Genomic DNA, 24,866 nt, shown 5'->3' on the forward strand with positions numbered 1-24,866 from the left:
GGCCGCGATCACCCGGCTACATGGGCGGCCAGGGGATGGCCGGCCAGTCCTCCGGCGGGTACGGGTGGATGCGGTGCTTGAGCATCAGCTCCACCCGGCGGCGCGTCGCGTCGACCTCCTCGGGCGTGAGCAGCTCGCCCAGCCGCCGCCCCAGCGGGCCGCCGTCGCGCATCCCCGCCTCGACCCGGGCCAGCGCCTCGACCGACTCCCGCGGCAGCGGCTTGCCCCGCCACTGCCACAGCACCGTCCGCAGCTTGTAGTCGACCGAGAAGCACACCCCGTGGTCGCAGCCGTACACGTGCCCGTCGCCCGGCGGCAGCAGATGCCCGATCTTGCGGTCGGCGTTGTTGACCACCGCGTCGAACACCGCCATCCGCCGGATCGCCGCGTCGTCCTCCGACCGCGACAGCGCCACCAGGTCGACCTCGGGGTCGGGCTCCACCCACAGCTGCACCATGCCCGGCCCGTACGGGCCGTCGCGGTGCACCGTCGGCGGCACCACGTGCAGCCCCATCGTCTCCGACACCGCGTACGCCGCCACCTCGCGCTCGGCCAGCGTCCCGTCGGGGAAGTCCCACAGCGGGCGCTCGCCCGCCACCGGCTTGTAGACGCAGGCGGCGCTCAGGCCCTCCCACTCGATCGCGCAGTACAGCGTGGCGTTGGACGCCTGGACCAGCCGGCCCTCCACCGAGAGGCGGCCCAGGCTCAGCAGCCGCTCGGCGGTCTCGGTGTCTCGGGGGGAGACGGTGCCGTCGCCGGCGGGGGTTCGATCCCGGGAGGACTGCGTCATGCGTTCATTCTTCCGGCCACCCCGCCCATGATCCAGCACAGCCGCCGTCCCGGCCGCGTCCGATCGCCCCGCGCGCCCGCCGCGGTGCCCCCGCGCGCCGCGCCGGCCGCGTGCCGCGCGCTCACCCGAGGTAGCCGTTCTGCCGCGGGCACACGTGCCCGGCCGAGTCCAGCGGCAGCCCGCACAGCGGGCACGGCGGACGGCCCGACGCCACCACCTTCAGCGCCCGCTCGGCGAACGCCCGGGCCTGCGCCGCGGTGATCCGCACCCGCAGCACCGCGATCGCCGGGTCGTCCTCGCCGACCTCGGCGTCGTCGTCCTCACCCTCGGTGACCTCCTGCGCCTCGATGACCACCTGCTCGTCCTCGGGATCCCAGGCCAGCGCCATCGTGCCGACCCGGAACTCCTCCTCGACCGGCTGGTCCAGCGGACCGTCGTCGCGCAGCTCCGACGGGGTCACCGCGGGCACCGGCGCGTCGCCGCCGCTGCGGCGCAGCACCTCGTCCAGCAGCTCCTCCAGGCGTTCGGCCAGCAGCGTCACCTGGAACTTCTCCAGCCCCACGCTGGTGACCCGGCGGCCGGACCGCGCCTGCAGGTAGAAGGCCCGGTCGCCCGGCTGGCCCACGGCCCCGGCGACGAACCTTTCCGGCAGTTCATAGGAGATGACCGGCATGACAACGACCCTACGCGCCGCCGCCCACCGCCGCGTCCCCGCGTCCCCCGGCGCCCCCCGCGTCCCCGCCGTTCTCCTCGTCCTCGGACCGGGGCGGGGGCGGCAGCAGGTCGGCGACGTCGCCGCCGACGTCGTTCAGGCGGACCACGAAGGGGCGCAGCTCGGTGTAGCGGATCACGGTCACCGACGCGGGCGCGGCCTGGATCCGCTGGAACTGGTCCAGGTGCAGGCCCAGCGCGTCCGCCACGATCGCCTTGATGATGTCGCCGTGGCTGCACACCGCGTAGACGGCGTCCTCACCGTGCTCGCCGGCGATCCGCGCGTTCCAGTCGCGGACGGCGGTCACCGCGCGGTGCTGGGCGTCGGCGAGCGCCTCGCCGTCCTCGCCGGGGAAGCGCGCCGCGCTGGGATGCGCCTGCACCACCCGCCACAGCGGCTCCTCGGCCAGCTCCTTCAGCGGCCGGCCGGTCCAGTCGCCGTAGCGGACCTCCCCGAACCGCTCGTCCACCCGCACCTTCTCGATGCCGTCGCGGCCGGCGGCGACCGCGTCGGCGGTCTCCAGGCAGCGGTCCAGCGGGCTGGACACCACGGCGGCCAGCGGGACCGGGGCCAGCCGCCCGCCCAGGGCGCGGACCTGGGCGCGGCCCCGCTCGTCCAGGGCCACCCCGGGGGTCCACCCCGCGAGCAGCGGCCCCGTCATCGCGGTGAGGCCGTGCCGCACAAGCAGAAGCGTCGTCACGCCAGGCACTCTACGAGATCACACCCGATGCGCGCCGATCGCACGGATGGCCCCGATCGGCCGGATGCGCAAGGATGGGTTTCCGTGATTGTCGACAAGGCCATCTACGCGCGCGGCGTCCGGCGCACGATCGAGGGCGACATCAGCGACGCCTTCGACGCCGCCCGCGCCGAGTCCGCGCGCTCGGGGCCCGGCGGCGCGGCGGGCGGCGTCTTCCTGTGGATCGGGCTGCACGAGCCCACCGAGGAGGAGTTCGACCTGGTCCGCGACGAGCTCGGGCTGCACCCGCTGGCCGCCGAGGACGCGGTCTCGGCCCACCAGAGACCCAAGCTGGAACGCTACGGCGACACCCTGTTCGTCGTCCTGAAGACGCTGGTGTACAAGGACGCCACCTCCGACATCGAGGTCGGCGAGATCATGCTGTTCCTCGGCGCCGACTTCGTGGTGACCGTCCGGCACGGGCCGGGCAACCCGCTCGGGCCCGTCCGCAAGCGCCTCGAGCAGGACACCGACCTCCTCGAACACGGGCCCGCCGCCGTCCTGTACGCGGTCTGCGACGAGGTCGTCGACCACTACGGCGACGTGACGCACGAGGTCGAGGTCGACATCATCGAGCTGGAACGGGCCGTGTTCCGCCCCGGCGGGCCCGACGTCACCGAGAGCATCTACTCCCTCAAGCGGGAGGTCCTGGAGTTCCGCACCGCCCAGGACCCGCTCATCCCGGTGATGCAGGAGATCACGCGCGGGCGGGTCCCCGAGTGCGCCCACACCCGCGAGTACTTCCGCGACGTCCTGGACCACCTGCTGCGCGTGGACGGCCAGGTCGACGCGCACAACGAGCTGCTCAACTCGGTCCTCACCGCGCATCTGGCGCTGCTGGGCAAGCGGCAGAACGAGGACATGCGCAAGATCTCCTCGTGGGCCGCCGTCATCGCGGTGCCCACCATGGTCGCCGGGTTCTACGGCATGAACTTCGACTACATGCCCGAGCTGCGCTGGCTGTACGGGTACCCGGCGATGATGCTGGTCATGGTCACCGTCTGCGTGATCGTCTACATCCGGCTGCGGAAGAGCGGCTGGCTGTGACCCGGCCGCACCGGCCGCACAAGCTGTGGCCGATCACCGTCATCACGCTGGTGCTGCTGTGGATCCTGCTGGTCTTCCTGCTGATCCACAACGGGCCGCGGCTGCCCCGCCGGCCCGCCTCAGCTGCGGCGCCCGGCGCCGTCACTCAGGGCGTTCAGGGCGTTCAGGGTGTTCAGGACTTGGAGACCGGGCCCGGACCCGTTCCCGGCCCGCCGGGACGCGGAGGGTAGGAGGCGCCGGGCGTCCGCGCGAGAGCGGGCGCCAGCAGCGCGGCCCACAGGTGCGACTGGGCGCCCCGCGCCTCCAGCCGCCGCCGGATCCGCTCCACCATGCCCGCCGTCGGCAGCGCCAGCCACAGCAGCAGCGGATAGCCCAGCACGAACCCGGCCAGGAACACCAGCACGGTCTCCGCGGCGATGGCCAGCGGCAGCCCGAGCAGGATGACGCCCTCCGCCAGCGCGTACCGCACCAGCACCGCCTGCCGGAACTGCACCAGCGCCAGCGCCGCCGCCCGCTCGCGGTCCTGCCCCGGCGGCAGCGGACGCGGCGTGCGCGGCCCCACCGCCACCGTGACCAGCGCGCCCGCCACCAGCGGCACGCACAGCAGAAGCGGCAGGACGCCGTCACCGCCGTCGCCCCCGCGCACGATCAGCGGGGAGATCGCCAGGATCAGCAGCGGCGCCACGACCAGCACCAGCGCCAGCGTCCGCAGCTGGCCCAGCACCGTCCCCGAGCGCAGGGAGGCCAGGTAGCCGGGCGCCCGGTCGCGGCCGGCGCCGAAGAGCGGGCCCCCGGGAACGTCGTCCTCGGGCGGCTGCTGGGGGAACCGTGGTGAGGCCATGGCTGGGCACTCTAGCCCGCCGCCCCCGGCGGCGACAGACGGCGGCGGGACCGCGGCCTCAGGTCGCTGAGAGGACACCGGCGGCGAGCAGCGCCATGATGATCCCGCCCAACGCCAGCCGGTAGTACACGAAGACCATCACCGAGTGCCGGGCCAGGTACCTCAGCAGCCAGGCGATGCACGCGTAGCCGACCGCGAACGACACCGCGGTCGCCACGGCCGTCGGGACGACGGGCAGCCCGCCGCCGAACGCGTGCCGCAGCTCGAACACCCCCGACAGCACCACCGCGGGCACCGACAGCAGGAACGAGTAGCGGGCGGAGGCCTCGCGCGTGTACCCCAGGAACAGCGCCCCGGTCATCGTCGACCCCGACCGCGAGGAGCCGGGGATCAGCGCCAGCGCCTGGAACGCCCCGATGACCAGGCCGTCGCGCAGGTTCAGGTCGCCGACCTCGCGCTTGCGGGCGCCCGCCCGGTCGGCGGCCATCAGCAGCAGGCCCATCCCCACCAGCGCGGAGGCGTTGAGCCACAGGTTCCGGGACGGGCCCTCGATGAAGTCCTTGAACGCCAGCCCGCACACCGCGATCGGGACGGTCCCCAGGCCGATGTACCAGCCCGTCCGCGCGTCCTGGTGGTGCCGCAGCGCGGGCGTCCACAGGCTCCTGGTCCAGGCGGCGGCGATGCGGGCCAGGTCGCGCCGGAAGTAGAGGACCACCGCGGCCATCGTGCCGATCTGGATGACCGCGCTGAACGCCGCCCCCGGGTCCTTCCAGCCCAGGAACTCCGGCACGAACAGCATGTGCCCCGAGCTGGAGATCGGAAGGAACTCGGTGAGTCCCTGGACGATCCCCAGCACGGTCGCTTCCACGACGTTCACGGGCGGCGCCTCCCCTCGGGCACGGACGGCAGGCTGCGAGCGTACCCGCGCGGTCACCGGCGGTGACGGCGGCGCGGATCAGCGCCCGGCCAGGGATCGGTAACCCCGCGGTCATCCCCGGTCCCGCGTCCGGCGGCCGGTGCCGGCAGGGGCTCGGCGGGGGCCCGGCGCGGGCTCGGCGGACCGACCGGTCGGCGCCTCCCGCTACTGTTCCGACCATGGAAGAGCGTCACCTCGGGCGGAGCGGGCTCGTGGTGTCCCGGCTCGGCCTGGGCACCATGACCTGGGGGCAGGACACCGACCCCGACGAGGCGGCCGCGCAGCTGACGGCGTTCGTGGACGCCGGGGGCACCCTGGTGGACACCGCCGACGTCTACAGCGACGGCCTCAGCGAACGCATCCTCGGGCACCTGCTGCGCGAGGTGGTGGGCCGCGACGAACTGGTCATCGCCACCAAGGCCGCCATCCGCTCCAACGGCCGCTACGACGCCTCCCGCCGCCACCTGCTGGCCTCCCTGGACGCCTCCCTGGAGCGGCTCGGCCTGGAGTACGTCGACCTGTGGCAGCTGCACGCCTACGACCCGTTCACGCCGCTGGAGGAGACCCTCTCGGCGCTGGACGAGGCCGTGCTGTCCGGCCGGACCCGCTACGTCGGGGTGTCCAACTACGCGGGCTGGCAGATCGCCAAGGCCGCCGCGTGGCAGCGCGCCTGGCCGGGCCGCGAGCCGGTCATCGCGGCGCAGCTGGAGTACTCGCTGCTGCGCCGCGACATCGAGCGGGAGGCGGTTCCGGCCGCGCTGGACGCCGGGGCCGGGCTGCTGCCGTGGTCGCCGCTGGGCCGCGGGGTGCTGACCGGCAAGTACCGCACCGGCATCCCGGCCGGGTCGCGGGCGGCCGCGCCGCACTTCGCCGAGTTCGTCCAGCCCTACCTGGACGAGGAGTGCGGCCGGATCGTGGAGTCGGTGGTGACGGCGGCCGAGGGCCTCGGGGTGACGCCGCTGAGCGTGGCGCTGGCGTGGGTGCGCGACCGGCCCGGCGTGGCCGCGCCGGTCGTCGGGTCCCGCACGGCGGCGCAGCTCGAACAGGCGCTGGCGAGCGAGCAGCTCACCCTGCCGATGGAGATCCGCGCGGCGCTGGACGACGTGTCCGACATGGCCCCGGCTTCGCCGTGACGCGCGCCGCGGGCCGTCCCTGGGCGCCCTGATCGGCTACGATCCGGAGCCCGTGACCGACTCCCACTCCGACTCTCCTTCCGGCCCTCCCGCCGGCCCTCCCGCCGGCCCTCCCGCCGGCCCTCCCGCCGGCCCTCCCGCCGGCTCGCCTTCCGGTGTCCCCTCCGCCGCCGACCGGGCCGCGCTCACCGAGCTGTTCGCCGGGGCGGGCGTCCCGGCGGCGCTGGCCGGGCCCGGCCTGGCCCGGCTCGGGCCGGGCGCCGCGGGCCGCCTGCGCGAGGACCCGTGGCGGCTGCTGCGCGTGCCGGGGGTGGCGCCGCGGCAGGCCGACCACTTCGCCCGCCAGGTGCTCGGCGACGAGGCGACGCCGGGCGACCGGCGGCGCGGCCGGGCGCTGGTCGGGCACCTGCTGGCGGACGCGGCCCGGCACGGCCACACCGTCACCCCGCCCGCCGAGGTCGCCTCCGCGCTGGAACGCCTCAGGGTCCCCGAGCCGGCGCGGGCGATCGAGGACGCGCTCGACGCCGCCGAGGCCATCGCGCTCACCGAGGAGCCGGACTTCGACGAGGCCGCGCTCGAGGACGGCGACCTCGAGGAGATCCCCGAACCGGAGGAGACGCTGGGGCTGGCACGGTGGGCGCTGGCCGAGGAGGACGCCGCCGAGGGACTGGCCCGCCTCAACGCCACCGCCGTGCCGCTGCTGGACGACGCCGCGATCAAGGCGGTGCGGTCCGGGCTGCCCGAGGACCGCTCGCTGGCCTTCACGGCGGCGCTGCGCACCGGAGTGAGCGTGCTGCGCGGCACCGCCGCGGACCTGACCGGCACCGCGCTGGCGCTCGCGGAGGCCGCCGCCGCCCACGGAGTGCGCGCCGCCGTGGTGACGCCCACCGACCGCGCCGCCGCCGACCTCGCGGCCGAGGCGGCGGAAACCGGCGCGGCAGGGACCGGGGCGGCGGGGGCCGGGGAAGGGGCCCCTGCGGAGGCTCAGGCGCCCGCTTACGCGATCGGCGGCCTGCACGCGCTCCTGGAGCCGCTGGAGAGCACCGAGGGCGTCCCGGACGCCGTTCCGGGCGCGGTGGTGTTCGGCCGGGGCGAGCAGCGGCCGCTGGAGGCGGACCTGGTGATCCTCACCGACGCCGCCGGACTGGACGTCGAGCTGGGCGCCGTGCTCGTCCAGGCGTGCGCGGACGGCACCCACCTGGTGCTGTGCGGCGAGCCGCAGGCGCTCCCGCCCGCCGGGCCCGGCCGCGTCCTGGACGATCTGGAGGGCTCCGAGACCGTCCCCGTCGTCGAGCTCGAGCCCGCCGCCGGCGGGCCCGCCGATCCGCCGGCCGCGCTGGCCGCCGCAGTGCGGGCCGGAGAGCTGAGGAACGTCGAGGCGCCCGGCAGGGAGGTCGTGATCGTCCCGGCGGCGAGCGCGGCCGAGGCGGTGCACCGGACCGTGCAACTGGTCACCGACTCCATCCCGCGCGCCCTGGGCATCCCCGTCGAGGAGATCCAGGTCGTCGTCCCGGCGGCGCCGGGCGAGGCCGGGGCGGCGGCGCTCAACACCGCGCTGAAGGCCGAGCTCAACCCCGGGCCCGGCAGGTTCGGCGGCTTCGACGTCGGCGACCGCGTCCTGGTCGCCGCCCCGCTCCCCCAGGCCGCGGTGGGCGAGAGCGGGACCGTCACCGGCGCCGACGCCGCCGGGCTGCGCGTGCGGTTCGCCCGGGGCACCGCGGTGGTGCCGCCCGCGCTTGCCTCGCGGCTGCGCCCCGGGTGGGCGGTCACCGTGGCGCTGGGCCGGGGCGCGCGGTACGCCGCCGTGGTCGCCGTGCTGCCGCCCGACGGCGTCGACGACACCGCCGGGCTGTCGCGCCCGCTGGTGGCGACCGCGTTCGGGCTGGCGCGCCGCCATCTGTCGGTGGTGCAGGCGGCCGGTCCCGCGCTGGCGGCGGCCGTGCGGGAGCGTCCCGCGCCGCCGCGGCGCACCCGCCTGGCGCGGCTCGTCGTCCAGTGAGCGAGCGAGGTTCGTGGCGTCGCGGAGGTTTGAGACAGGCGTCCAGTGAGGCAGGAACTGACCGTAAGCGGCTGTTGTGACCGGGGCGCACGGGTCCTACCCTTATTGACGGAGCGTCAACAACTGGCGTCGGCAGTCGTAAGGAGTGAGATGCCCCAGCAGCAGCGGCGCCCCGGCCGGCCCCGCAGGCTTCTAGCGGTCTCGGTGGTCTCGACCGGGGCGATGGCCCTCGTGGTCCTGAACGCACCGCAGGCGGCCGCCGCGGGAGCACCCAAGCCCTGCCCCAAGGGGACCGACCCGGCCAGCACCATCGACAACTGGAAATGCCAGCTGGACAACATCCGCGAGGGCCTCCAGCCCAAGCAGCCCGACCCCACCCCCTCCCCGTCCCCGACCAAGAGCACGAAACCCCCGCAGAAGAAGAAGCCCGGCGAGTCCAAGCCCAAAGCGCCCGGACACGACTCCGGGTCGTCCGGCGGACGTTCCGGCACCGGCGGCAGGGCCGTACCCCCGGTCCCGCCCGGCCCGGTCCCCCAGACCGGGGAGTCGCGGCCCCTCACGACCGCGGACGCGCCCGAGATCCCCGGCATGCTGCCCGCGCCCCAGGTCGCCACCGGCCCGCAGAACGAGGCCGGACCGGCGACCCGCACGCGGCTGACCGCGCCCGTGGCCGCCTCCGAGCGGCAGAACGACCCCACCACCCTGTGGGTCGCCGCCGCGGCCGGCGCCGCCGGCGCCGTCGGCGCGCTCAACCTCAGCGTCCTGGGCCGCACCCTGCGCCGCCCCCGCGGCCACGGCTGAACCGCCCGGCGGCCCTGCCTGAAAGCCCGGACGGCCTCGGGTGAAAAGCCCGGCGGCCCGTCCCCCTAACGGAGGACGGGCCGCGCAGGTCGGGCGCCAGGTGTTCTCGGACGGGCCGGCGCGTCAGCCGTTCGCTGGTGCGGCGGGCGTGGGGGCCCCGATCGCGTGCAGGCCGCCGTCCACGTGGACGATCTCGCCCGTCGTCGCCGGGAACCAGTCCGACAGCAGCGCCGCGCAGGCCCGCGCGGTCGGCTCGCTGTCCCTGAGGTCCCAGCCGAGCGGCGCGGCCTCCGTCCACACCTCGGTGATCCCCTCGAAACCGGGGATGCTCTTGGCCGCCATCGTCGCCAGCGGGCCCGCCGCGACCAGGTTCACCCGGATGCCCTGCGGGCCCAGGTACTTGGCCAGGTACCGGGCGCACGACTCCAGCCCGGCCTTGGCCACGCCCATCCAGTCGTACACCGGCCAGGCCTTGGTGGCGTCGAAGTCCAGCCCCACCACCGAGCCGCCGTCCTTCATCAGCGGCAGGCACGCCATCGTCAGCGACTTCAGCGAGAACGCCGAGGCGTGCACCGCGGTGGCCACGTCCTCCCACGGCGTGTCCAGGAAGTTGCCGCCCAGGGCGGTCTGCGGCGCGAACCCGATCGCGTGCACCACCCCGTCCAGCCGGTCGAACCCGTGCTCGCGCAGGCCGTCGGCCAGCGCGTCCAGCTGCTCGGCGTTGGTGACGTCCAGCTCCACCACCGGCGGCGGGTCGTCGGGGCCCGACGGCAGCCGCTTGGCGGTGCGCGCGGTCAGCGTCGGCCGCGGGTAGGCGGTCAGGACGATCTCGGCGCCCTGCTCCTGCGCGATCCGCGCCACGTGGAACCCGATCGAGGCGTCGGTGAGAACGCCGGTGACCAGGATCCGCTTGCCCTCGAGGATGCCCATGGCGTTCCCCATCTCCTCAGTGCCCTCGTGTGCTCGGTTGCTCTGTGCCGCCGCCCGGCGCCCCCGCTCGGCGCCCCCGGCGAACCGCGTGTCAGTGGCCCATGCCCAGGCCGCCGTCCACCGGGATCACGGCCCCCGTGATGTAGGCGGCGTGCTCGCTGGCCAGGAACCCGACGGCCTTGGCGACCTCCTCCGGCCGGGCGGTGCGGCCCAGCGGGATCGCGCCCTTGATCGCCTTCTGCTGGTCCTCGGTGAGCGCCGCGGTCATGTCGGTGTCGACGAACCCGGGCGCGACCACGTTCACCGTGATGTTGCGGGAGGCCAGCTCGCGGGCCAGCGACCGGGCGAACCCGACCATGCCCGCCTTGGAGGCGGCGTAGTTGGACTGGCCCGGCGACCCCAGCAGCCCCACCACCGACGACACCAGGATGATCCGCCCGGTGCGCTTGCGCATCATGCCCTTCACGGCGCGCTTGGCGACCCGGAAGGAACCGGTCAGGTTGGTGTCCAGGACGGAGGTGAACGCGTCCTCGCTCATGATGGCCAGCAGCGTGTCCTTGTTGATGCCGGCGTTGGCGACCACGACCTCCACCGGCCCCTGCTCGGCCTCGACCTTGCCGAACGCGGCGTCGACGTCCTCGGAGCTGGTCACGTCGCAGCGGACGCCGAACAGGCCCTCGGGCGGCTCCCCGGAGCGGTAGGTGACCGCGACCGCGTCACCGCCGGCGGACAGCTCGCGCGCGATGGCCAGGCCGATGCCCCGGTTGCCACCGGTCACGAGGACAGAGCGACTCATGCGTCGTACCTCTCGTCGACGACGCCGGCGGCCTGCACCGCCCCGGCGTCCTTTTCCATGGTCAGGTCCCAACTGCCGAGGAGCGTAGCGGCCTACCGGCGGTAACGAGATGTGCCGTTCCGACAAGATCCGCCGACCCGGCTTTGTTCCGGGCGCCGCGGCCGCCGGTTTCGGCGCGCTCCGCGCGTTCCGCGACGTCCCGTGCCGTCCCGCCGCCCCGTGCCGTCCCGGCCGCCCCACCGCTCCCGCCGCTCCCGCCGGCCGCCGTGCGCCGCGCGGCGTGCGGGCCCGGGTTGCCGGTAGGTTGCGGAAGGTGCATGACATCGATCCCGCATTCACCGCGCTGCCGCTGCGCGCGCTGGCCGACGCGGCGCTGGCCCGGGCCCGGGAGCTGGGCGCCGAGCACGCCGACTTCCGGCTCGAACGCATCCGCAGCCAGACCCTGCGCCTGCACGACGCCGCCCTGGAGACCGCGCTGGACGCCGACGACGTCGGGCTGTCGGTCCGCGTCGTCAAGAAAGGCACCTGGGGCTTCGCCGCCGGCATCGACCTGACCCCGGGCGGCGCCGCCACGGTGGCCGAGCGGGCCGTGGACGTGGCCGCGGTCGCCGCCGCCGTCAACCGCGAGCCGATCGAGCTGGCGCCCGAGCCCGCGCACGGCGAGCGCACCTGGGTGTCGGCCTACGAGATCGACCCGTTCACCGTGCCGACCGCCGAGAAGATCGCGCTGCTGGCCGACTGGAGCCGCCGGCTGCTGGGCGACGACCGGGTCGACCACGCCGACGCGACGCTGCTGCAGGTCAAGGAGAACAAGTTCTACGCCGACCTGCGCGGCACCGTCACCACCCAGCAGCGGGTGCGGCTGCACCCGGTGCTCAACGCCGTCGGCATCGGCGACGGCGTGTTCGACACGATGCGCACCATCGCCCCGCCCGTCGGCCGCGGCTGGGAGTGGCTGACCGGGGACCACTGGGACTGGGACGGCGAGCTGGCCCGCATCCCCGAGCTGCTGGCCGAGAAGCTGGCCGCGCCGTCGGTGGACCCCGGCTCCTACGACGTCGTCATCGACCCGTCCAACCTGTGGCTGACCATCCACGAGTCCATCGGGCACGCGACCGAGCTGGACCGGGCGCTGGGCTACGAGGCCGCCTACGCCGGCACCTCGTTCGCCACCCCCGACAAGCTCGGCACCCTCCAGTACGGCTCGAAGATCATGAACGTGACCGGCGACCGCACCGCCGAGCACGGCCTGGCCACCATCGGCTACGACGACGAGGGCGTGCGGACGCAGGCGTTCGAGATCGTCACCTCCGGCATGTTCACCGGCTACCAGCTGGACCGCCGGATCGCGCGGCTGACCGGCGCCGACCGCTCCAACGGCTGCGCCTTCGCCGACTCCTCCTCCAGCATGCCGCTGCAGCGGATGGCGAACGTGTCGCTGCAGCCGGCGCCGGGCGGGCCGTCCACCGACGAGCTGATCTCCGGGGTGGAGCGCGGCATCTACATCGTCGGCGACAAGTCCTGGTCGATCGACATGCAGCGCCACAACTTCCAGTTCACCGGGCAGCGGTTCTTCCGCATCGAGAACGGCCGCCTGGCCGGGCAGCTGCGGGACGTGGCCTACCAGGCCACCACCACCGACTTCTGGAACTCGATGGAGGCCGTCGGCGGCCCGCAGACCTACGTGCTGGGCGGCGCGTTCAACTGCGGCAAGGGCCAGCCCGGGCAGGTCGCGCCGGTGAGCCACGGCTGCCCGTCGGCGCTGTTCCGCGGCGTCAACATCCTCAACGCGCTGAAGGAGGCCGGCCAGTGACGGTCATGAGGCCGCAGGAGGCCGTCGAGCGGGCGCTGGAGCTCTCCCGCTCCGACGACTGCATCGTCATCGCCGACGAGTCCAGCACCGCCAACCTGCGCTGGGCGGGCAACACCCTCACCACCAACGGCGTCACCCGCTCCAACCGGCTCACCGTGGTCGCGCTGCGCCGCACCGGCGACGGGACGGCCGCGGGCGTGGTGTCGCGGGCCGCGGTCGGCGCCGAGGACCTGGAGGACCTGGTCCGCGCCGCCGAGGCCGACGCGGCCGGCAACGACCCCGCCGAGGACGCCGCCCCGCTGGTCTCCGGCGGGGCCCCGGCCGCCGGCTGGGACGAGGCGCCCGCCGAGACCGGCATCGGCGTGTTCGGCGACTTCGCGCCCGCCCTCGGCGAGGCGTTCGCCGCGGCCGAGGCGGGCGGGCGCCGCCTGTACGGGTTCGCCAACCACGTGCTGACCTCGACTTTCCTGGGCACCTCGGCCGGGCTGCGGCTGCGCCACGACCAGCCCACCGGGCTGCTGGAGCTCAACGCCAAGGGCGCGGGCGGCTCGGCCTGGGCGGGCGTGGGCACCCGCGACTTCACCGACGTGGACGTCCCGGCCCTCACCGGCGACCTGGCCCGCCGCCTGGAGTGGGGCGAGCGGCGGATCGACCTGCCCGCGGGCCGCTACGAGACGATCCTGCCGCCGTCCGCGGTGGCCGACCTGATGATCTACCTGTACTGGTCGGCGGGCGCGCGGGACGCCCACGACGGCCGCACCGTGTTCAGCGCCCCCGGCGGCGGCACCCGCGTCGGGGAGAAGCTGGCCGGGCCGCCGGTGACGCTGTCCAGCGACCCGGCCGCCGCCGGGCTGGAGTGCGCGCCGTTCGTGGTCGCGCACGCCTCCAGCCGCGAGTCGTCGGTGTTCGACAACGGCCTGCCGCTGGACCGCACCGACTGGATCTCCGACGGCACGCTGACCTCGCTGACCCAGACCCGGCACTCGGCCGCCCACACCGGGCTGCCGCTCACCCCGGCGATCGACAACCTGATCATGACCGGGCCGGACGCGGGCGCGGGCGCGTCGCTGGAGGACATGGTGGCCCGCACCGAGCGCGGGCTGCTGCTGACCTGCCTGTGGTACATCCGCGAGGTCGACCCGCAGCGGCTGCTGCTGACCGGGCTCACCCGCGACGGCGTCTACCTGGTGGAGAACGGGGAGGTCGTGGGCGCGGTCAACAACTTCCGGTTCAACGAGAGCCCGGTCGACCTGCTCGGCCGGCTGTCGGAGGTCGGCGCGACCGGCCCGACGCTGCCGCGCGAGTGGTCGGACTACTTCACGCGGACCGCGATGCCGCCCGTGCGGGTCGGCGACTTCAACATGTCGACGGTCTCGCAGGCGTCCTGACGCACCCTGCCCCACCCTGACGCGTCCTGCCCCGCCCTGAGGCGCCCGCCGAGGGGTGCCCGCCGGTGAACGCCGGCCGGGCGCCCCTGGGCGCCCTCGGGGCCTTCTGGCGCGTTCTCAGGCGCGCCCTCAGGCGCGCCGTCAGGTGTCTTCGAGGCGGAAGCCGACCTTCAGGCCGACCTGGTAGTGCGCCACCTCCCCGTCGACGATCTGGCCGCGGACCTCGGTCACCTCGAACCAGTCCAGATGCCGCAGGGTCTGCCCCGCGCGCCGGATCCCGTTGCGCACGGCGTCGTCGACCGAGACGGGCGACGTCCCGACGATCTCGGTGACCCGGTAGGTGCGATCGGTCATTAGGCCCTCCTGGTGTCGCCTGGCAGCCCCCCAGGGCATACCGTGGATATGTGAAGGTCATTCCCCGTCGGCACGCCGAGGTCTACACGGTCACCGACGCACCCAAACCGATGTCGGAGGACATCGGGTACCGGCAGCGCCGCTATCTGATCTCCATGGGCATCCGTACCGGCTGCTTCCTCGGAGCGGTCTTCGCCGGCGCGCTCGGGGCGCCGCTGTGGGCGGTGGGACTGCTGGTGGTCGGGGCCGTCTTCCTGCCCTACATCAGCGTGATCGTCGCCAACGGCGGGCGCGAGCCGCAGCCCTCCGCCCGCTTCGACGACCCTGATAGCCCGCACCACAAGGGCATTTCCGGACAGCGACCGGAAATCGGGTCGTGACTTTCTCTTGACTAGGGGCGGGGGGTTCGGTGTACGATTTGTACCGGCGCTCTGGTCCCCCGTCGGAGCGCCCGTGCCGGTGTTCCGGGCCCCCGTCGGAACACCGATGATGCGGCGCCGGGTGGATTGCCCCCGTACCACCCGGCGCCGCTTTCACATTCCCGGCCCCTCGTACGGGCTTCGACCTGGGAAGACCCGGCCCCCGCGGCATCCGCCGGACCGTCCGCGCGGCCCGCGCGGTCATGACCCCGGCTTGATCGGATCATCACCCCCTCTTGGCGCCGGGCGCCCGGCGGCACGCGCCAGGCCAAGAAATCGCCAAGACGCTCGCCGGGTCCGCGCCGACCGGGTCTGAAGCCGGCATCTTCCGGCGGGCCGGCCGCGAACGCGTTGATGACAAGACCCAACGCTGGCCTTGTCCGGCCACGGCCCGAAACGCTCTCCAGCGGCCGCCCCGCCCCGCCCCGTCCGATCGAGCCGAACGGCCCCCGGACGCGTATCCACGGGTGCGTCCCCCGCACCGAGGAGCCCGAGGAGGCCGCGTGGACCCTGGTTTCCGGCTCGACGGCAGATACCGGCTGGAACGCCGCCTCGGCGGCGACGCCGGCGGCCGGGCGCAGGTGTGGGAGGGCAGGGACGTACTACTGGCCCGCCGCGTGGTGCTGAAGACGATCCCCCTCGAACGGGCCGGTGGGGACCGGGCGCCGCGCCTGGAGTTCAGGGACGGCGCGCAGGCCGCCGCCGGGCTGGCCCATCCCGGGATCGTGACGACCTACGACTACGGCGAGGCGGACGGCCCGGACGGGTCCGGCCTCACCCTGCCGTACGTGGTGACCGAGTTCCTGGACGGCCGGACCCTGGCGGCGCGCCTCCAGGCGGCCGGCACCGGGACGGCGGGGGCGTTCGCGTCCGGTGAGGCCGTCGCCGTCTGCGCGCGGGTCGCGGACGCGCTCGCGGCCGCCCACGCCGCCGGGGTGGTGCACGGCGCGCTCGAGCCCGCGAGCGTCTTCCTCACCGCCGACGGGGTGAAGGTCGTCGACGTCGGCCTGGCCGGGCTGCTGCGGGACCCTGCGGCGCCAGGGGGGACCCGTTCGGCCCCCTCCCCGTTCATGGCGCCCGAGCAGCTCGCGGGACAGGACGCGGGCCCCGAGGCGGACGTGCACGCGCTGGGGGTGATCCTCGCGCGCTGCCTGGGGCCCGGGGCGGTCGTGCCGGAGGAGGTGGCGGAGATCTGCGCGCGGTGCCGTTCGGCGCGTCCGGCCGAACGCCCCGCGGCGCGGGAGCTCGCTGAGGCGCTGGAGGCGGCCGTCCCGGCGGGGAACGTGCTGCCCGCCGCCGTGCCCGAGCGGGATTCGCCGGACCGGACGGGGGCGATGCTCGCCGGGTTGCGGGAGTGGGCGCGGGGGCGGCTGGGGGTGGCGCTGGGCGCGATGGCCGCCGCAGGGGTCGCGCTGGCGGTCGTCCCGCTGCTGATGGTGGTGATGTCGTTCGCCTCGCCGGGCCCGACCGGCGGGGTGGCGATCCCGCCGCCCGTGCCCGGACGGCCGTCCGGACCGCCCGGCATGGACACCATGGAGCGCGGCGCCTCTCCGGGCCGGACCGCCCCGCCGGCCCCGGAAGGCCGCCGGTCCCCCTCGCGCGGCGCGCGGTCCTCCGAGGCCGCGGTGAACACGCTGGCGCGGATGCGGCGCTCGATCGACCTGGGCATCGCCGCCCGGCAGATCGCCCCGCGGGAGGGGACCGAGCTGGCCACGCTGGTGACCACGCTGCTCAACCGGCTGGACGCGGGCGAGCCGGTCGACCTGGACCGCGGGGTGGACGAGCTGCGCGACCGGATCGCCAGGTGCGGGCCCCGCGAGATCGACCCGGTGCGGGCGGGGGAACTGCACGCGCTGCTGGCCGAGCTGGACGGCCCGGAATGAGCCCGGAATGAGCCCGGATTCCTGCCGCATACCGCTTGACGGACGCACCGGAGGAGACGAACATCACAAGCCCGGCTGAGACACATGATTCATCTGTCTCATGATCGGTCTGACGCCGCGCGGCGGAGGTGCCTGCCATGACGATCACTGAGGGCCGGCGATGAACGGCCACGACGACGACGTCCCCGACTGGATCCCGCACGCCCGCCCCGGAGCCGGAGCCCTCCAGGCCGGGCACCGGCGGACCGCCGCCTCCGTCCCCCGGGCGCCCGGCTCCACCGGCCCCGGCCGCCACATCGCCCCGCCGCCGGCGCGCCGGCGAGGCGGGCTGCTGTGGGGCCCGCTGGCCGGAGCGGCCGGCCTGACCGTGCTGGCCGGCCTGGGCGTGTTCGCGCTGGCCGGCGGCGCGGGCTGCGGCGGCGAGGACGCCCTCACGCTGAACGTCGCCGCCGCCCCGGAGATCGCCCCGGCCGTGACCAGGGCGGCGGGCCGCTTCAACGACGCCGGGCACGAGTTCGGCGGCCGCTGCGCGCGGGCCCGCGTCACCGGCTCGGATCCGGCGGCGGTGTCCACGCTGCTGTCGGGACGGGGCGTCGCGGGCGTCACCGAGAGGCCCGACGTGTGGGTCCCGGACTCCTCGCTGTGGACCGTGCTCGCCCAGGCCCGCGCGGCCGCGCCGGAGCCGGGCGCGGGCCAGGGGACGGGGCCGGGTCCGGGGACGATCACGCGCGGCCGGTCGATGGCGGCCAGCCCGATCGTGGTGGCGATGCCGGCCACGATCGCGCGGCGGCTCGGCGCCCCGGGCGGCGCGCAGCCGTCCTGGCGCGAGTTGCTCACCGCGGCGGGCGCCACCGAGGAGGGCGCCGCCCCCGGTACGGGCCCCAGTACGGGCCCCGGCGCGGGCCCGTCCCGCGTCCCGCCGGGCCTGGTGAGGCTCAAGGTGCCCGACCCGAACCGGACCGCGACCGGGATGGGCTCGCTGGTGCTGGCCAACCTGCTGCTGAACGCCTCCGGCGACGGGAACGCCGACTTCACCGGCGTGGTCCGGACGCTGCGCGAGAGCGTGACGCCGTCGGTGAGGGCGGAGTTCGCCTCGTTCCGGCCCGACCGGCAGGGCCGCCACCCGGTCGCCCTGGCGCCCGAGCAGGCCGTGTACGAGTACAACGCGCGCAAGCCCGCCGAGCCCGCCGTCGCCGTGTACCCCTCGGAGGGGACGCTGGCCATGGACTACCAGGTCACCCGGATCGGCGCCGCCGGGGCCGCGGCGGCCGCGGACGCCGATCCCAGGGCGCGGGCGGCGCGGGAGCTGGAACGGGAGCTGACGGGCGAGGAGACCCGCGCGGACGTGCTGGGCCTGGGGTTCCGCGCGCCCGACGCCAGGGCCCCCGCCGCCTTCGGCGCGCGGACCGGCGTGGACCCGCGCCCGCCGCGCGCGCTGCCCGCCCCGCCGGCCGCCGACGTCCAGCGGATCATGCAGTCGTGGGCGCGGCTGTCGCTGAGCATCCGGATGCTCAGCGTCATCGACGTGTCCGGGTCGATGGAGGAGGAGGTCGCCCCCGGCGTCGACCGGCTGCAGTCGACCGTCCGGACCGCGCAGAGCGGCCTGTCGCTGCTGCCCGACGACACCGAGCTCGGGCAGTGGGTGTTCTCCACCGGGCTGCGGGGCGACCAGGACTGGCGGGAGCTGGTCAGCGTGGGCCCGCTCGGCGAGCGGCTCGGCTCGGCGACCCGGCGGCAGCTGATCCTGTCGGCGTTCGCGCGGATCAGGGCCAAGCGCAACGGCGACACCGGGCTGTACGACACGATCATGGCCGCGTTCGAGCACATGAAGCGGACGTACAAGCCGGAGTTCGTCAACTCGGTGCTGCTGTGGACCGACGGCCGCGACGACGACCCCGGCGGGCCCGGCCTGCGCGCGACGCTGGACCGGCTGCGCGCGGCCTACGACCCGGACCGGCCGATCCAGGTGATCATGTTCGGCTACGGCCGGGACGTGGACGTGGACGAGTTGCGGCAGATCGCCCGGGCGACCCGCGGTGACGTGCTGGTCGCCCAGACGCCCGGGGAGGTGCAGAAGCTGTTCCTGCAGGCCGTCTCCCGCCGGGTCTGCGCCCCTTCCTGCTGAGGGGCTGGTTGTGGCCCGTCACCGTTCCCGCTGCTCGCGGTTGATTCTAGAATTGGATTCACCGTAACTTAGCGTTCCGTGAGATCCGGACGGTTCCGTCCGGATCCAGACGGACACAGAGCCAGGGAGGGGCGGGGCCGTGCGCCGTACCGTGTTCAACGAGGACCATGATGCCTTCCGGGCGACCATCAGGGACTTCATCGCCGCCGAGGTCGCGCCGGTCTACCCCGAGTGGGAGGAGGCCGGGCACCCGCCGCGCGACTTCTACAACAAGCTGGGCGAGCTCGGCGTCTTCGGCATCCAGGTGCCCGAGGAGTACGGCGGCGCGGGCGAGACCAGCTTCAAGTACCAGCTGGTGGTCTCCGAGGAGTGCGCCCGCGCCGGGGTGAGCTTCGGCGGCTACGGCGTGCACGTCAACCTCGTCCTGCCCTACCTGCTGAAGTACGGGAACGAGGAGCAGAAGAAGCGCTGGCTGCCCGGCTTCGTCTCCGGCGACATGATGACCGCCATCGCGATGACCGAGCCCGGGACCGGGTCCGACCTGGCCGGCATGCAGACCACCGCCAAGCGCGACGGCGACCACTACATCCTGAACGGCGCCAAGACCTTCATCACCGGCGGGGTGCTGGCCGACCGGGTCCTGGTCGTCGCCCGCACCTCCCCCGCCACCGCCGAGAACCGCCGCGCCGGCCTGTCGATCCTGGCGGTCGACACCACCAGCGAGGGGTACGCGGTCGGCCGCAAGCTGGAGAAGATCGGCCTGCGCAGCTCCGACACCGCCGAGCTGTCGTTCACCGACGTGCGGGTGCCGGCGGGCGACCTGCTGGGCGAGGAGGGCCGCGGCTTCGAGTACCTCACCCACAACCTCGCCGAGGAGCGGCTGGGCATCGCCGCCTCCTCCTACGCCTCGGCGGCCGGCGCGGTCGAGTTCGCCAAGAGGTACGTCAAGGAGCGCACCGTCTTCGGCAAGACCGTGTCGTCGTTCCAGAACACCAAGTTCGTGCTCGCCGAGTGCGCCACCGAGGTGGAGGCGGCCCAGGCGCTGGTCGACCGGTGCACGGAGGCCCTGGACGCCGGCGAGCTGACCCCCGCCGACGCCGCCAAGGTCAAGCTGTTCTGCACCGAGGTGCAGGCCCGCGTGGTCGACAAGTGCCTCCAGCTGCACGGCGGCTACGGCTACATCCTGGAGTACCCGATCGCCCGGCTGTACACCGACGCCCGCGTCACCCGCATCTACGGCGGCACCAGCGAGGTGCTGAAGACCATCATCGCCAAGGACCTGGGCGTCTGAGCGCCCCGGCGGCACGGGAGGGGAACCCATGAGCGAGCACAGGGTGGCCGTCGTCACCGGGGCGGCGCGCGGGATCGGCGCGGCCACCGCGGTCCGGCTGGCCCGCGACGGCTTCGCGGTGGCGGTCTGCGACCTGGACGAGGCCGCCTGCGCGGCGACCGTCGAGGCCGCGCGGAAGGAGGGCGGCCGGGCGCTGGCGGTGGGCGTCGACGTCGCCGACCGCGACCGCGTGGAGGCCGCGGTGGAGCGGATCACCGCCGAGCTCGGCCCGCCGCTGGTGCTGGTCAACAACGCCGGCATCATCCGCGACAACCTGCTGTTCAAGATGGCCGACGACGACTGGGACGCGGTGATGGCCGTGCACCTGCGCGGCGCGTTCCTGATGAGCCGGGCCGTGCAGGCGCACATGACCGAGGCGGGCTGGGGCCGGATCGTGAACCTGTCGTCCACCTCGGCGCTGGGCAACCGCGGCCAGGCGAACTACTCGGCGGCCAAGGCGGGCCTGCAGGGCTTCACCAAGACCCTCGCCATCGAGCTGGGCCGGTTCGGCGTGACCGCCAACGCGATCGCGCCCGGGTTCATCGCCACCGAGATGACCGCGGCCACCGCCGCGCGGGTCGGCGCCGACTTCGAGGAGTACAAGGCCGCGGCCGCCAAGCAGATCCCGGTGCGCCGGGTCGGCCGCCCCGAGGACATCGCCGGGACGGTGGCGTTCCTGGTGAGCGAGGACGCCTCGTTCGTGTCGGGGCAGGTCATCTATGTCGCCGGCGGCCCGAAGGCGTGAGCCGCGGCGGGCGCCGCCGCGCCGCCGGGCGGCGCGGCGGCTTCAGCCCGCGCGCAGGGGATCGGCCAGCTGCCCGGCCAGCACCCGCGGAGCCTCCACCAGCGACGGGCCGTACCAGGTCAGGTGACGGCCGCTGACCAGCGCCGCGTCCGTCCCCGGGAAGGCCTCCGGGCCGTCGCCGGCGGTGAAGCGGTACGGCTCGTCGGGCAGCACGACCAGGTCGGCCCCGGCCGCGTTGAGCTCCCCGATCGGGATCTTCGGGTAGCGCTCGGGGTGGGCGGCGTAGAGGTTGTCCACCCCGAGGCGGGCCAGCACGTCCCCGGTGAAGGTGGCGCGCCCCACGACCATCCACGGCCGCCGCCAGATCGGGATGATCGCGCGGCGCCGCGCCCCCTGGTCGCCTCCGCCGCCCGCGTCCTCCCCGTCTGCGTACGCCCCGCCCGCGTCCGGGCGCGGCTCCGGCCAGGCGCGGGCCGCCTCGTCCAGCCAGCCCGGGACGGGGACGCCGCAGCCCTCCACCAGCATGCGGCGCAGCGAGACCAGGGCCTTCGCGACCGTGCGGATCTCGGTCATCCACACCGGGATCCCGGCGTCGCGCAGCGCCGCCACGTCCGGCGCCCGGTTCTCCTCGGTGTTGCCCACCACCAGGTCCGGGCGCAGCGCGGCGACGCGTTCCAGGTCGGGGTTCTTGGTGCCGCGCACCCGCGGGACGTCCAGGCCGGCGGGATGGGTGCACCAGTCGGTCGCCCCCGCCAGCAGCCCGGGCGCGGTCCCGGCGATCGTCTCGGTCAGCGAGGGCACCAGGGAGACGACCCGGCGCACCCGGTCCGGAACGGGGACCGGGGCGCCGGTGTCGTCGCGCGGCGGGACCATCACACGTTGCGGCGGTACTGGCCGCCCACCTCGAAGAACGCCTCGGTGACCTGCTGGAGGCTGCACACCCGCGCCGCGTCCATCAGCACGGCGAACACGTTGCCGCCCGAGCGGGCCGCCTCCTTCAGCGCGTCCAGGGCGGCCTCGGCCTCGCCCCGGTTGTGCTGCTGGAAGGCGCGGACGCGGTCGAGCTGCGACTTCTTCTCGACCTCGGTGGCGCGGGCCAGCTCCAGCGGCTCGCCGCCCTGCTCCTCGTCGCCGCCGGGCTTGCGGAAGGTGTTGACGCCGATGATGGGCAGGGAGCCGTCGTGCTTGCGCCGCTCGTACAGCATCGACTCGTCCTGGATCCGGCCGCGCTGGTAGCCGGTCTCCATCGCGCCCAGCACGCCGCCGCGCTCGCTGATCCGGTCGAACTCGGCGAGCACCGCCGCCTCCACCAGGTCGGTCAGCTCGTCGATGACGAACGAGCCCTGCAGCGGGTTCTCGTTCATCGCCAGGCCCCACTCCCGGTTGATGATCATCTGGATGGCCAGGGCGCGGCGCACCGACTCGGCGGTGGGCGTGGTGACGGCCTCGTCGTAGGCGTTGGTGTGCAGGCTGTTGCAGTTGTCGTAGATCGCGATGAGCGCCTGCAGGGTGGTGCGGATGTCGTTGAAGTTCATCTCCTGGGCGTGCAGCGAGCGGCCCGAGGTCTGCACGTGGTACTTCAGCTTCTGGCTGCGCTCGTTGGCGCCGTACCGCTCGCGCATCGCCACCGCCCACACGCGGCGGGCGACCCGGCCGAGCACCGAGTACTCGGGGTCCATGCCGTTGGAGAAGAAGAACGACAGGTTGGGCGCGAACGCGTCCACGTCCATGCCCCTGGCCAGGTAGGACTCCACGTAGGTGAACCCGTTGGCCAGGGTGAAGGCCAGCTGGCTGATCGGGTTGGCCCCGGCCTCGGCGATGTGGTAGCCGGAGATCGACACCGAGTAGAAGTTGCGGACCCCGTTGTCGATGAACCACTGCTGGATGTCGCCCATCATCCGCAGCGAGAACTCGGTGGAGAAGATGCAGGTGTTCTGCCCCTGGTCCTCCTTGAGGATGTCGGCCTGGACGGTGCCGCGCACCGTGCCGAGCACCCGCGCCCTGACCCCGGCCGCCTCCTCCGCCGTGGGCTCGCGGCCGTGCTCGGCGCGGAAGGCGTCCAGGCCCTGGTCGACGGCGGTGTTGAGGAAGAACGCGAGGATGGTGGGGGCCGGGCCGTTGATGGTCATCGACACCGACGTCGTCGGCGCGGACAGGTCGAACCCGTCGTAGAGCGCCTTCATGTCGTCCAGGGTGGCGATGGAGACGCCGGAGGTGCCGACCTTGCCGTAGACGTCGGGCCGCTCGTCGGGGTCGCGGCCGTACAGGGTCACCGAGTCGAACGCGGTCGACAGCCGGGTCGCGGGCTGCCCCTCCGACAGCAGCTTGAAGCGCCGGTTGGTGCGGAACGGATCGCCCTCCCCGGCGAACATCCGCGCCGGGTCCTCGTTGTCGCGCTTGAACGGGAACACGCCCCCGGTGAAGGGGAAGCGGCCCGGCAGGTTCTCGTCGCGCAGGAAGCGCAGCAGCTCTCCGTGGTCCTGGTAGCGGGGCAGCGCCACCCGCGGGATCCGGCTGCCCGACAGCGACTCGCGGGTCAGCGCGGTGCGCAGCTCCCGGTCGCGGATCCGGACGACCTGCTCGTCGCCGGAGTAGGACTCGACGACGGCCGGCCACTCCTCGACCAGTCCGGCGGCCTCGGCGGAAATCTCGCGGCGGGCCTTCTCCAGCAGCCCGCCGACCTCGCCGGCGGCGTCGTCCGAGCCGCCCTCGGCCAGCTCGGCGCGCACCTCGTCCAGCCGCTGGACGCGCCGCACGGCCGCGATCTGCCGCTCCGTCTCGGCGTGGTAGCCGCGGACCGTCTCGGCGATGTCCGACAGGTAGCGCACCCGGCCGGGCGGGACGACCTGCGCCGCGCCCGTGGAGATCCGCGTGCCGCTGTCGGGCAGCACGCCGCGCTCGATGCCCAGCTTCCCGGCCAGGTGCTGGTAGAGGGCGGTGACGCCGTCGTCGTTGAACGTGGCGGCGCTGGTGCCGAACACCGGCATGTCCTCCGGCCGGGCCCCGAACGCCTCCCGGTTGCGCACCAGCTGCCGGGACACGTCGCGCAGCGCGTCGGCGGCGCCGCGCCGCTCGAACTTGTTGATCGCCACCACGTCGGCGAAGTCCAGCATGTCGATCTTCTCGAGCTGGGAGGCGGCGCCGAACTCGGGCGTCATCACGTACAGGGACACGTCGGCCAGCGGGACGATCGCCGCGTCGCCCTGGCCGATGCCGGGCGTCTCCAGGATCACCAGGTCGTATCCGGCGGCCTTGCACGCCTCGATCACGCCCTCGATGTTCTCGGGCAGCTCGCGGGCGCCGCGGGTGGCCAGCGAGCGGAAGAAGACGTGGTCGCCGTCCAGGGCGTTCATCCGGATCCGGTCGCCCAGCAGCGCGCCGCCGCCGCGCCGCCGGGTCGGGTCCACGGCCAGCACCGCCACGCGCACCTTGTCCTGCTGGTCGACGCGCAGCCGCCGGACCAGCTCGTCGGTGAGCGAGGACTTGCCGGACCCGCCGGTGCCGGTGATGCCGAGCACGGGCACGCTGCGCCGGGCGGCGGCCTCGGCCAGCGCGGCCCGGTCGCCGGCGGGCAGCCGCCCGCCCTGCAGGCAGGTGATCGCGCGGGCGAGCGCGGGCCGCTCCCCCGCCAGGACGGCCTCGACCTCGGCCGGCTCGGCGGCCAGGTCCACGTCGCAGTCGCGCACCAGCTCGTTGATCATGCCGGGCAGGCCGAGCCGCTGGCCGTCCTCGGGCGAGAAGATCCGCACCCCGGCGGCGGCCAGCCGCGCGATCTCCTCGGCCACGATGACGCCGCCGCCCCCGCCGAACACCTTCACGTGCCCGGCCCCGGCCTCGGCCAGCGAGCGCGCGAGGTACTCGAAGTACTCCACGTGCCCGCCCTGGTAGGAGGAGACCGCCACGCCCTGGGCGTCCTCCTCCAGGACCGCGTCGACGACCTCGCGGACCGCGCGGTCGTGCCCCAGATGGACCACCTCGGCGCCCTGCGACTGCAGGATCCGGCGCATGATGTTGATGGCCGCGTCGTGCCCGTCGAACAGGGCGGCCGCCGTCACGAACCGCACCGGATGCTCGGGAACGTGCATGTCCGATCCCACCCCTTGGA

At 74.6% G+C, this 24,866-nt stretch carries 21 protein-coding genes; 11 read left to right on the forward strand and 10 right to left on the reverse strand.

Annotated features, from left to right (window positions below; all coding sequences use genetic code 11):
• Window positions 1-16: 16 nt before the first annotated feature.
• The 3 genes from ACFPZN_RS28900 to ACFPZN_RS28910 all read right to left on the reverse strand — a co-directional run bounded on the left by ACFPZN_RS28900 (window position 17) and on the right by ACFPZN_RS28910 (window position 2,202).
• Complete coding sequence (locus ACFPZN_RS28900) at window positions 17-790, reverse strand: SCO1664 family protein (protein WP_378285386.1); 774 nt, start codon at window positions 788-790, stop codon at window positions 17-19.
• Window positions 791-911: 121 nt separating this feature from the next.
• Entirely contained in the window at window positions 912-1,463 is a 552-nt protein-coding gene (locus ACFPZN_RS28905; protein ID WP_378285387.1) for a DUF3090 domain-containing protein, read from the reverse strand.
• Between the two features lie 10 nt (window positions 1,464-1,473).
• On the reverse strand, window positions 1,474-2,202 hold the full coding sequence (locus ACFPZN_RS28910; RefSeq protein WP_378285388.1) for a histidine phosphatase family protein: 729 nt from the start codon (window positions 2,200-2,202) through the stop codon (window positions 1,474-1,476).
• 84 nt (window positions 2,203-2,286) lie between these two features.
• On the opposite strand from ACFPZN_RS28910, the gene corA reads away from it, so the two are divergent.
• The gene (gene corA / locus ACFPZN_RS28915; protein ID WP_378285389.1) at window positions 2,287-3,288 is read left to right on the forward strand and encodes a magnesium/cobalt transporter CorA; all 1,002 of its coding nucleotides are present in this window, start codon (window positions 2,287-2,289) and stop codon (window positions 3,286-3,288) included.
• Between the two features lie 172 nt (window positions 3,289-3,460).
• On the opposite strand, the gene ACFPZN_RS28920 is transcribed toward corA, so the two are convergent.
• Together ACFPZN_RS28920 and ACFPZN_RS28925 are read right to left on the reverse strand one after the other, a co-directional pair.
• A complete protein-coding gene (locus tag ACFPZN_RS28920) occupies window positions 3,461-4,129 on the reverse strand; it encodes a hypothetical protein (protein ID WP_378285390.1) in 669 nt (222 codons plus the stop codon).
• 58 nt (window positions 4,130-4,187) lie between these two features.
• The gene (locus tag ACFPZN_RS28925; RefSeq protein WP_378285391.1) at window positions 4,188-5,006 is read right to left on the reverse strand and encodes an undecaprenyl-diphosphate phosphatase; all 819 of its coding nucleotides are present in this window, start codon (window positions 5,004-5,006) and stop codon (window positions 4,188-4,190) included.
• Window positions 5,007-5,224: 218 nt separating this feature from the next.
• Here ACFPZN_RS28925 and ACFPZN_RS28930 point away from each other — a divergent pair, with 218 nt between their 5' ends.
• The 3 genes from ACFPZN_RS28930 (at window position 5,225) to ACFPZN_RS28940 (ending at window position 8,978) form a co-directional block, all read left to right on the forward strand.
• The gene (locus tag ACFPZN_RS28930; RefSeq protein ID WP_378285392.1) at window positions 5,225-6,178 is read left to right on the forward strand and encodes an aldo/keto reductase; all 954 of its coding nucleotides are present in this window, start codon (window positions 5,225-5,227) and stop codon (window positions 6,176-6,178) included.
• Between the two features lie 52 nt (window positions 6,179-6,230).
• A complete protein-coding gene (locus tag ACFPZN_RS28935) occupies window positions 6,231-8,177 on the forward strand; it encodes a helix-hairpin-helix domain-containing protein (RefSeq protein WP_378285393.1) in 1,947 nt (648 codons plus the stop codon).
• Window positions 8,178-8,327: 150 nt separating this feature from the next.
• On the forward strand, window positions 8,328-8,978 hold the full coding sequence (locus tag ACFPZN_RS28940) for a hypothetical protein (protein ID WP_378285394.1): 651 nt from the start codon (window positions 8,328-8,330) through the stop codon (window positions 8,976-8,978).
• Window positions 8,979-9,101: 123 nt separating this feature from the next.
• On the opposite strand, the gene fabI is transcribed toward ACFPZN_RS28940, so the two are convergent.
• Window positions 9,102-9,908 (reverse strand): enoyl-ACP reductase FabI, encoded by an 807-nt coding sequence (fabI, locus tag ACFPZN_RS28945; protein WP_378285395.1) that lies wholly within the window; start codon window positions 9,906-9,908, stop codon window positions 9,102-9,104.
• Between the two features lie 91 nt (window positions 9,909-9,999).
• Window positions 10,000-10,704 carry a beta-ketoacyl-ACP reductase gene (locus tag ACFPZN_RS28950; RefSeq protein ID WP_378285396.1) on the reverse strand — a complete coding sequence of 235 codons (705 nt, stop codon included), beginning with the start codon at window positions 10,702-10,704 and terminating at the stop codon, window positions 10,000-10,002.
• A 313-nt stretch (window positions 10,705-11,017) separates the two neighbouring features.
• Here ACFPZN_RS28950 and ACFPZN_RS28955 point away from each other — a divergent pair, with 313 nt between their 5' ends.
• Both ACFPZN_RS28955 and ACFPZN_RS28960 read left to right on the forward strand, forming a co-directional pair.
• The gene (locus tag ACFPZN_RS28955) at window positions 11,018-12,517 is read left to right on the forward strand and encodes a TldD/PmbA family protein (protein WP_378285397.1); all 1,500 of its coding nucleotides are present in this window, start codon (window positions 11,018-11,020) and stop codon (window positions 12,515-12,517) included.
• A 5-nt stretch (window positions 12,518-12,522) separates the two neighbouring features.
• Window positions 12,523-13,905 (forward strand): metallopeptidase TldD-related protein, encoded by a 1,383-nt coding sequence (locus ACFPZN_RS28960; RefSeq protein ID WP_378285437.1) that lies wholly within the window; start codon window positions 12,523-12,525, stop codon window positions 13,903-13,905.
• Window positions 13,906-14,046: 141 nt separating this feature from the next.
• On the opposite strand, the gene ACFPZN_RS28965 is transcribed toward ACFPZN_RS28960, so the two are convergent.
• Window positions 14,047-14,259 carry a dodecin gene (locus tag ACFPZN_RS28965; protein ID WP_378285398.1) on the reverse strand — a complete coding sequence of 71 codons (213 nt, stop codon included), beginning with the start codon at window positions 14,257-14,259 and terminating at the stop codon, window positions 14,047-14,049.
• 50 nt (window positions 14,260-14,309) lie between these two features.
• On the opposite strand from ACFPZN_RS28965, the gene ACFPZN_RS28970 reads away from it, so the two are divergent.
• From ACFPZN_RS28970 to fabG, 5 genes are all read left to right on the forward strand, one after another.
• Window positions 14,310-14,639 carry a DUF3099 domain-containing protein gene (locus ACFPZN_RS28970; RefSeq protein WP_378285399.1) on the forward strand — a complete coding sequence of 110 codons (330 nt, stop codon included), beginning with the start codon at window positions 14,310-14,312 and terminating at the stop codon, window positions 14,637-14,639.
• Window positions 14,640-15,181: 542 nt separating this feature from the next.
• Window positions 15,182-16,561 carry a protein kinase domain-containing protein gene (locus ACFPZN_RS28975; RefSeq protein WP_378285400.1) on the forward strand — a complete coding sequence of 460 codons (1,380 nt, stop codon included), beginning with the start codon at window positions 15,182-15,184 and terminating at the stop codon, window positions 16,559-16,561.
• Between the two features lie 160 nt (window positions 16,562-16,721).
• A complete protein-coding gene (locus tag ACFPZN_RS28980) occupies window positions 16,722-18,686 on the forward strand; it encodes a substrate-binding domain-containing protein (RefSeq protein WP_378285401.1) in 1,965 nt (654 codons plus the stop codon).
• A gap of 139 nt (window positions 18,687-18,825) precedes the next feature.
• Entirely contained in the window at window positions 18,826-19,977 is a 1,152-nt protein-coding gene (locus ACFPZN_RS28985; RefSeq protein ID WP_378285402.1) for an acyl-CoA dehydrogenase family protein, read from the forward strand.
• 28 nt (window positions 19,978-20,005) lie between these two features.
• On the forward strand, window positions 20,006-20,761 hold the full coding sequence (fabG, locus tag ACFPZN_RS28990) for a 3-oxoacyl-ACP reductase FabG (protein ID WP_378285403.1): 756 nt from the start codon (window positions 20,006-20,008) through the stop codon (window positions 20,759-20,761).
• A 42-nt stretch (window positions 20,762-20,803) separates the two neighbouring features.
• Here fabG and ACFPZN_RS28995 read toward each other — a convergent pair whose 3' ends face one another.
• Entirely contained in the window at window positions 20,804-21,634 is an 831-nt protein-coding gene (locus tag ACFPZN_RS28995; protein WP_378285438.1) for a helical backbone metal receptor, read from the reverse strand.
• Complete coding sequence (icmF, locus tag ACFPZN_RS29000; protein WP_378285404.1) at window positions 21,634-24,846, reverse strand: fused isobutyryl-CoA mutase/GTPase IcmF; 3,213 nt, start codon at window positions 24,844-24,846, stop codon at window positions 21,634-21,636. Before icmF ends, ACFPZN_RS28995 begins: the two co-directional genes overlap by 1 nt.
• Window positions 24,847-24,866: the final 20 nt, after the last annotated feature.

The organism is Actinomadura rugatobispora, assembly GCF_042656285.1.
In the GTDB taxonomy this organism is placed as follows: Bacteria; Actinomycetota; Actinomycetes; order Streptosporangiales; family Streptosporangiaceae; genus Spirillospora; species Spirillospora rugatobispora.

Excerpts from the sequence above, each read along its gene's own strand:
- ACFPZN_RS28900 (WP_378285386.1), bottom strand. The coding sequence starts at position 790 with ATGACGCAGTCCTCCCGGGATCGAACCCCCGCCGGCGACGGCACCGTC.
- ACFPZN_RS28905 (WP_378285387.1), bottom strand. The coding sequence starts at position 1,463 with ATGCCGGTCATCTCCTATGAACTGCCGGAAAGGTTCGTCGCCGGGGCC.
- ACFPZN_RS28920 (WP_378285390.1), bottom strand. The coding sequence starts at position 4,129 with ATGGCCTCACCACGGTTCCCCCAGCAGCCGCCCGAGGACGACGTTCCC.
- ACFPZN_RS28930 (WP_378285392.1), top strand. The coding sequence starts at position 5,225 with ATGGAAGAGCGTCACCTCGGGCGGAGCGGGCTCGTGGTGTCCCGGCTC.
- ACFPZN_RS28940 (WP_378285394.1), top strand. The coding sequence starts at position 8,328 with ATGCCCCAGCAGCAGCGGCGCCCCGGCCGGCCCCGCAGGCTTCTAGCG.
- fabI (WP_378285395.1), bottom strand. The coding sequence starts at position 9,908 with ATGGGCATCCTCGAGGGCAAGCGGATCCTGGTCACCGGCGTTCTCACC.
- ACFPZN_RS28950 (WP_378285396.1), bottom strand. The coding sequence starts at position 10,704 with ATGAGTCGCTCTGTCCTCGTGACCGGTGGCAACCGGGGCATCGGCCTG.
- ACFPZN_RS28960 (WP_378285437.1), top strand. The coding sequence starts at position 12,523 with ATGAGGCCGCAGGAGGCCGTCGAGCGGGCGCTGGAGCTCTCCCGCTCC.
- ACFPZN_RS28965 (WP_378285398.1), bottom strand. The coding sequence starts at position 14,259 with ATGACCGATCGCACCTACCGGGTCACCGAGATCGTCGGGACGTCGCCC.
- ACFPZN_RS28980 (WP_378285401.1), top strand. The coding sequence starts at position 16,722 with ATGAACGGCCACGACGACGACGTCCCCGACTGGATCCCGCACGCCCGC.
- fabG (WP_378285403.1), top strand. The coding sequence starts at position 20,006 with ATGAGCGAGCACAGGGTGGCCGTCGTCACCGGGGCGGCGCGCGGGATC.
- ACFPZN_RS28995 (WP_378285438.1), bottom strand. The coding sequence starts at position 21,634 with ATGGTCCCGCCGCGCGACGACACCGGCGCCCCGGTCCCCGTTCCGGAC.
- icmF (WP_378285404.1), bottom strand. The coding sequence starts at position 24,846 with ATGCACGTTCCCGAGCATCCGGTGCGGTTCGTGACGGCGGCCGCCCTG.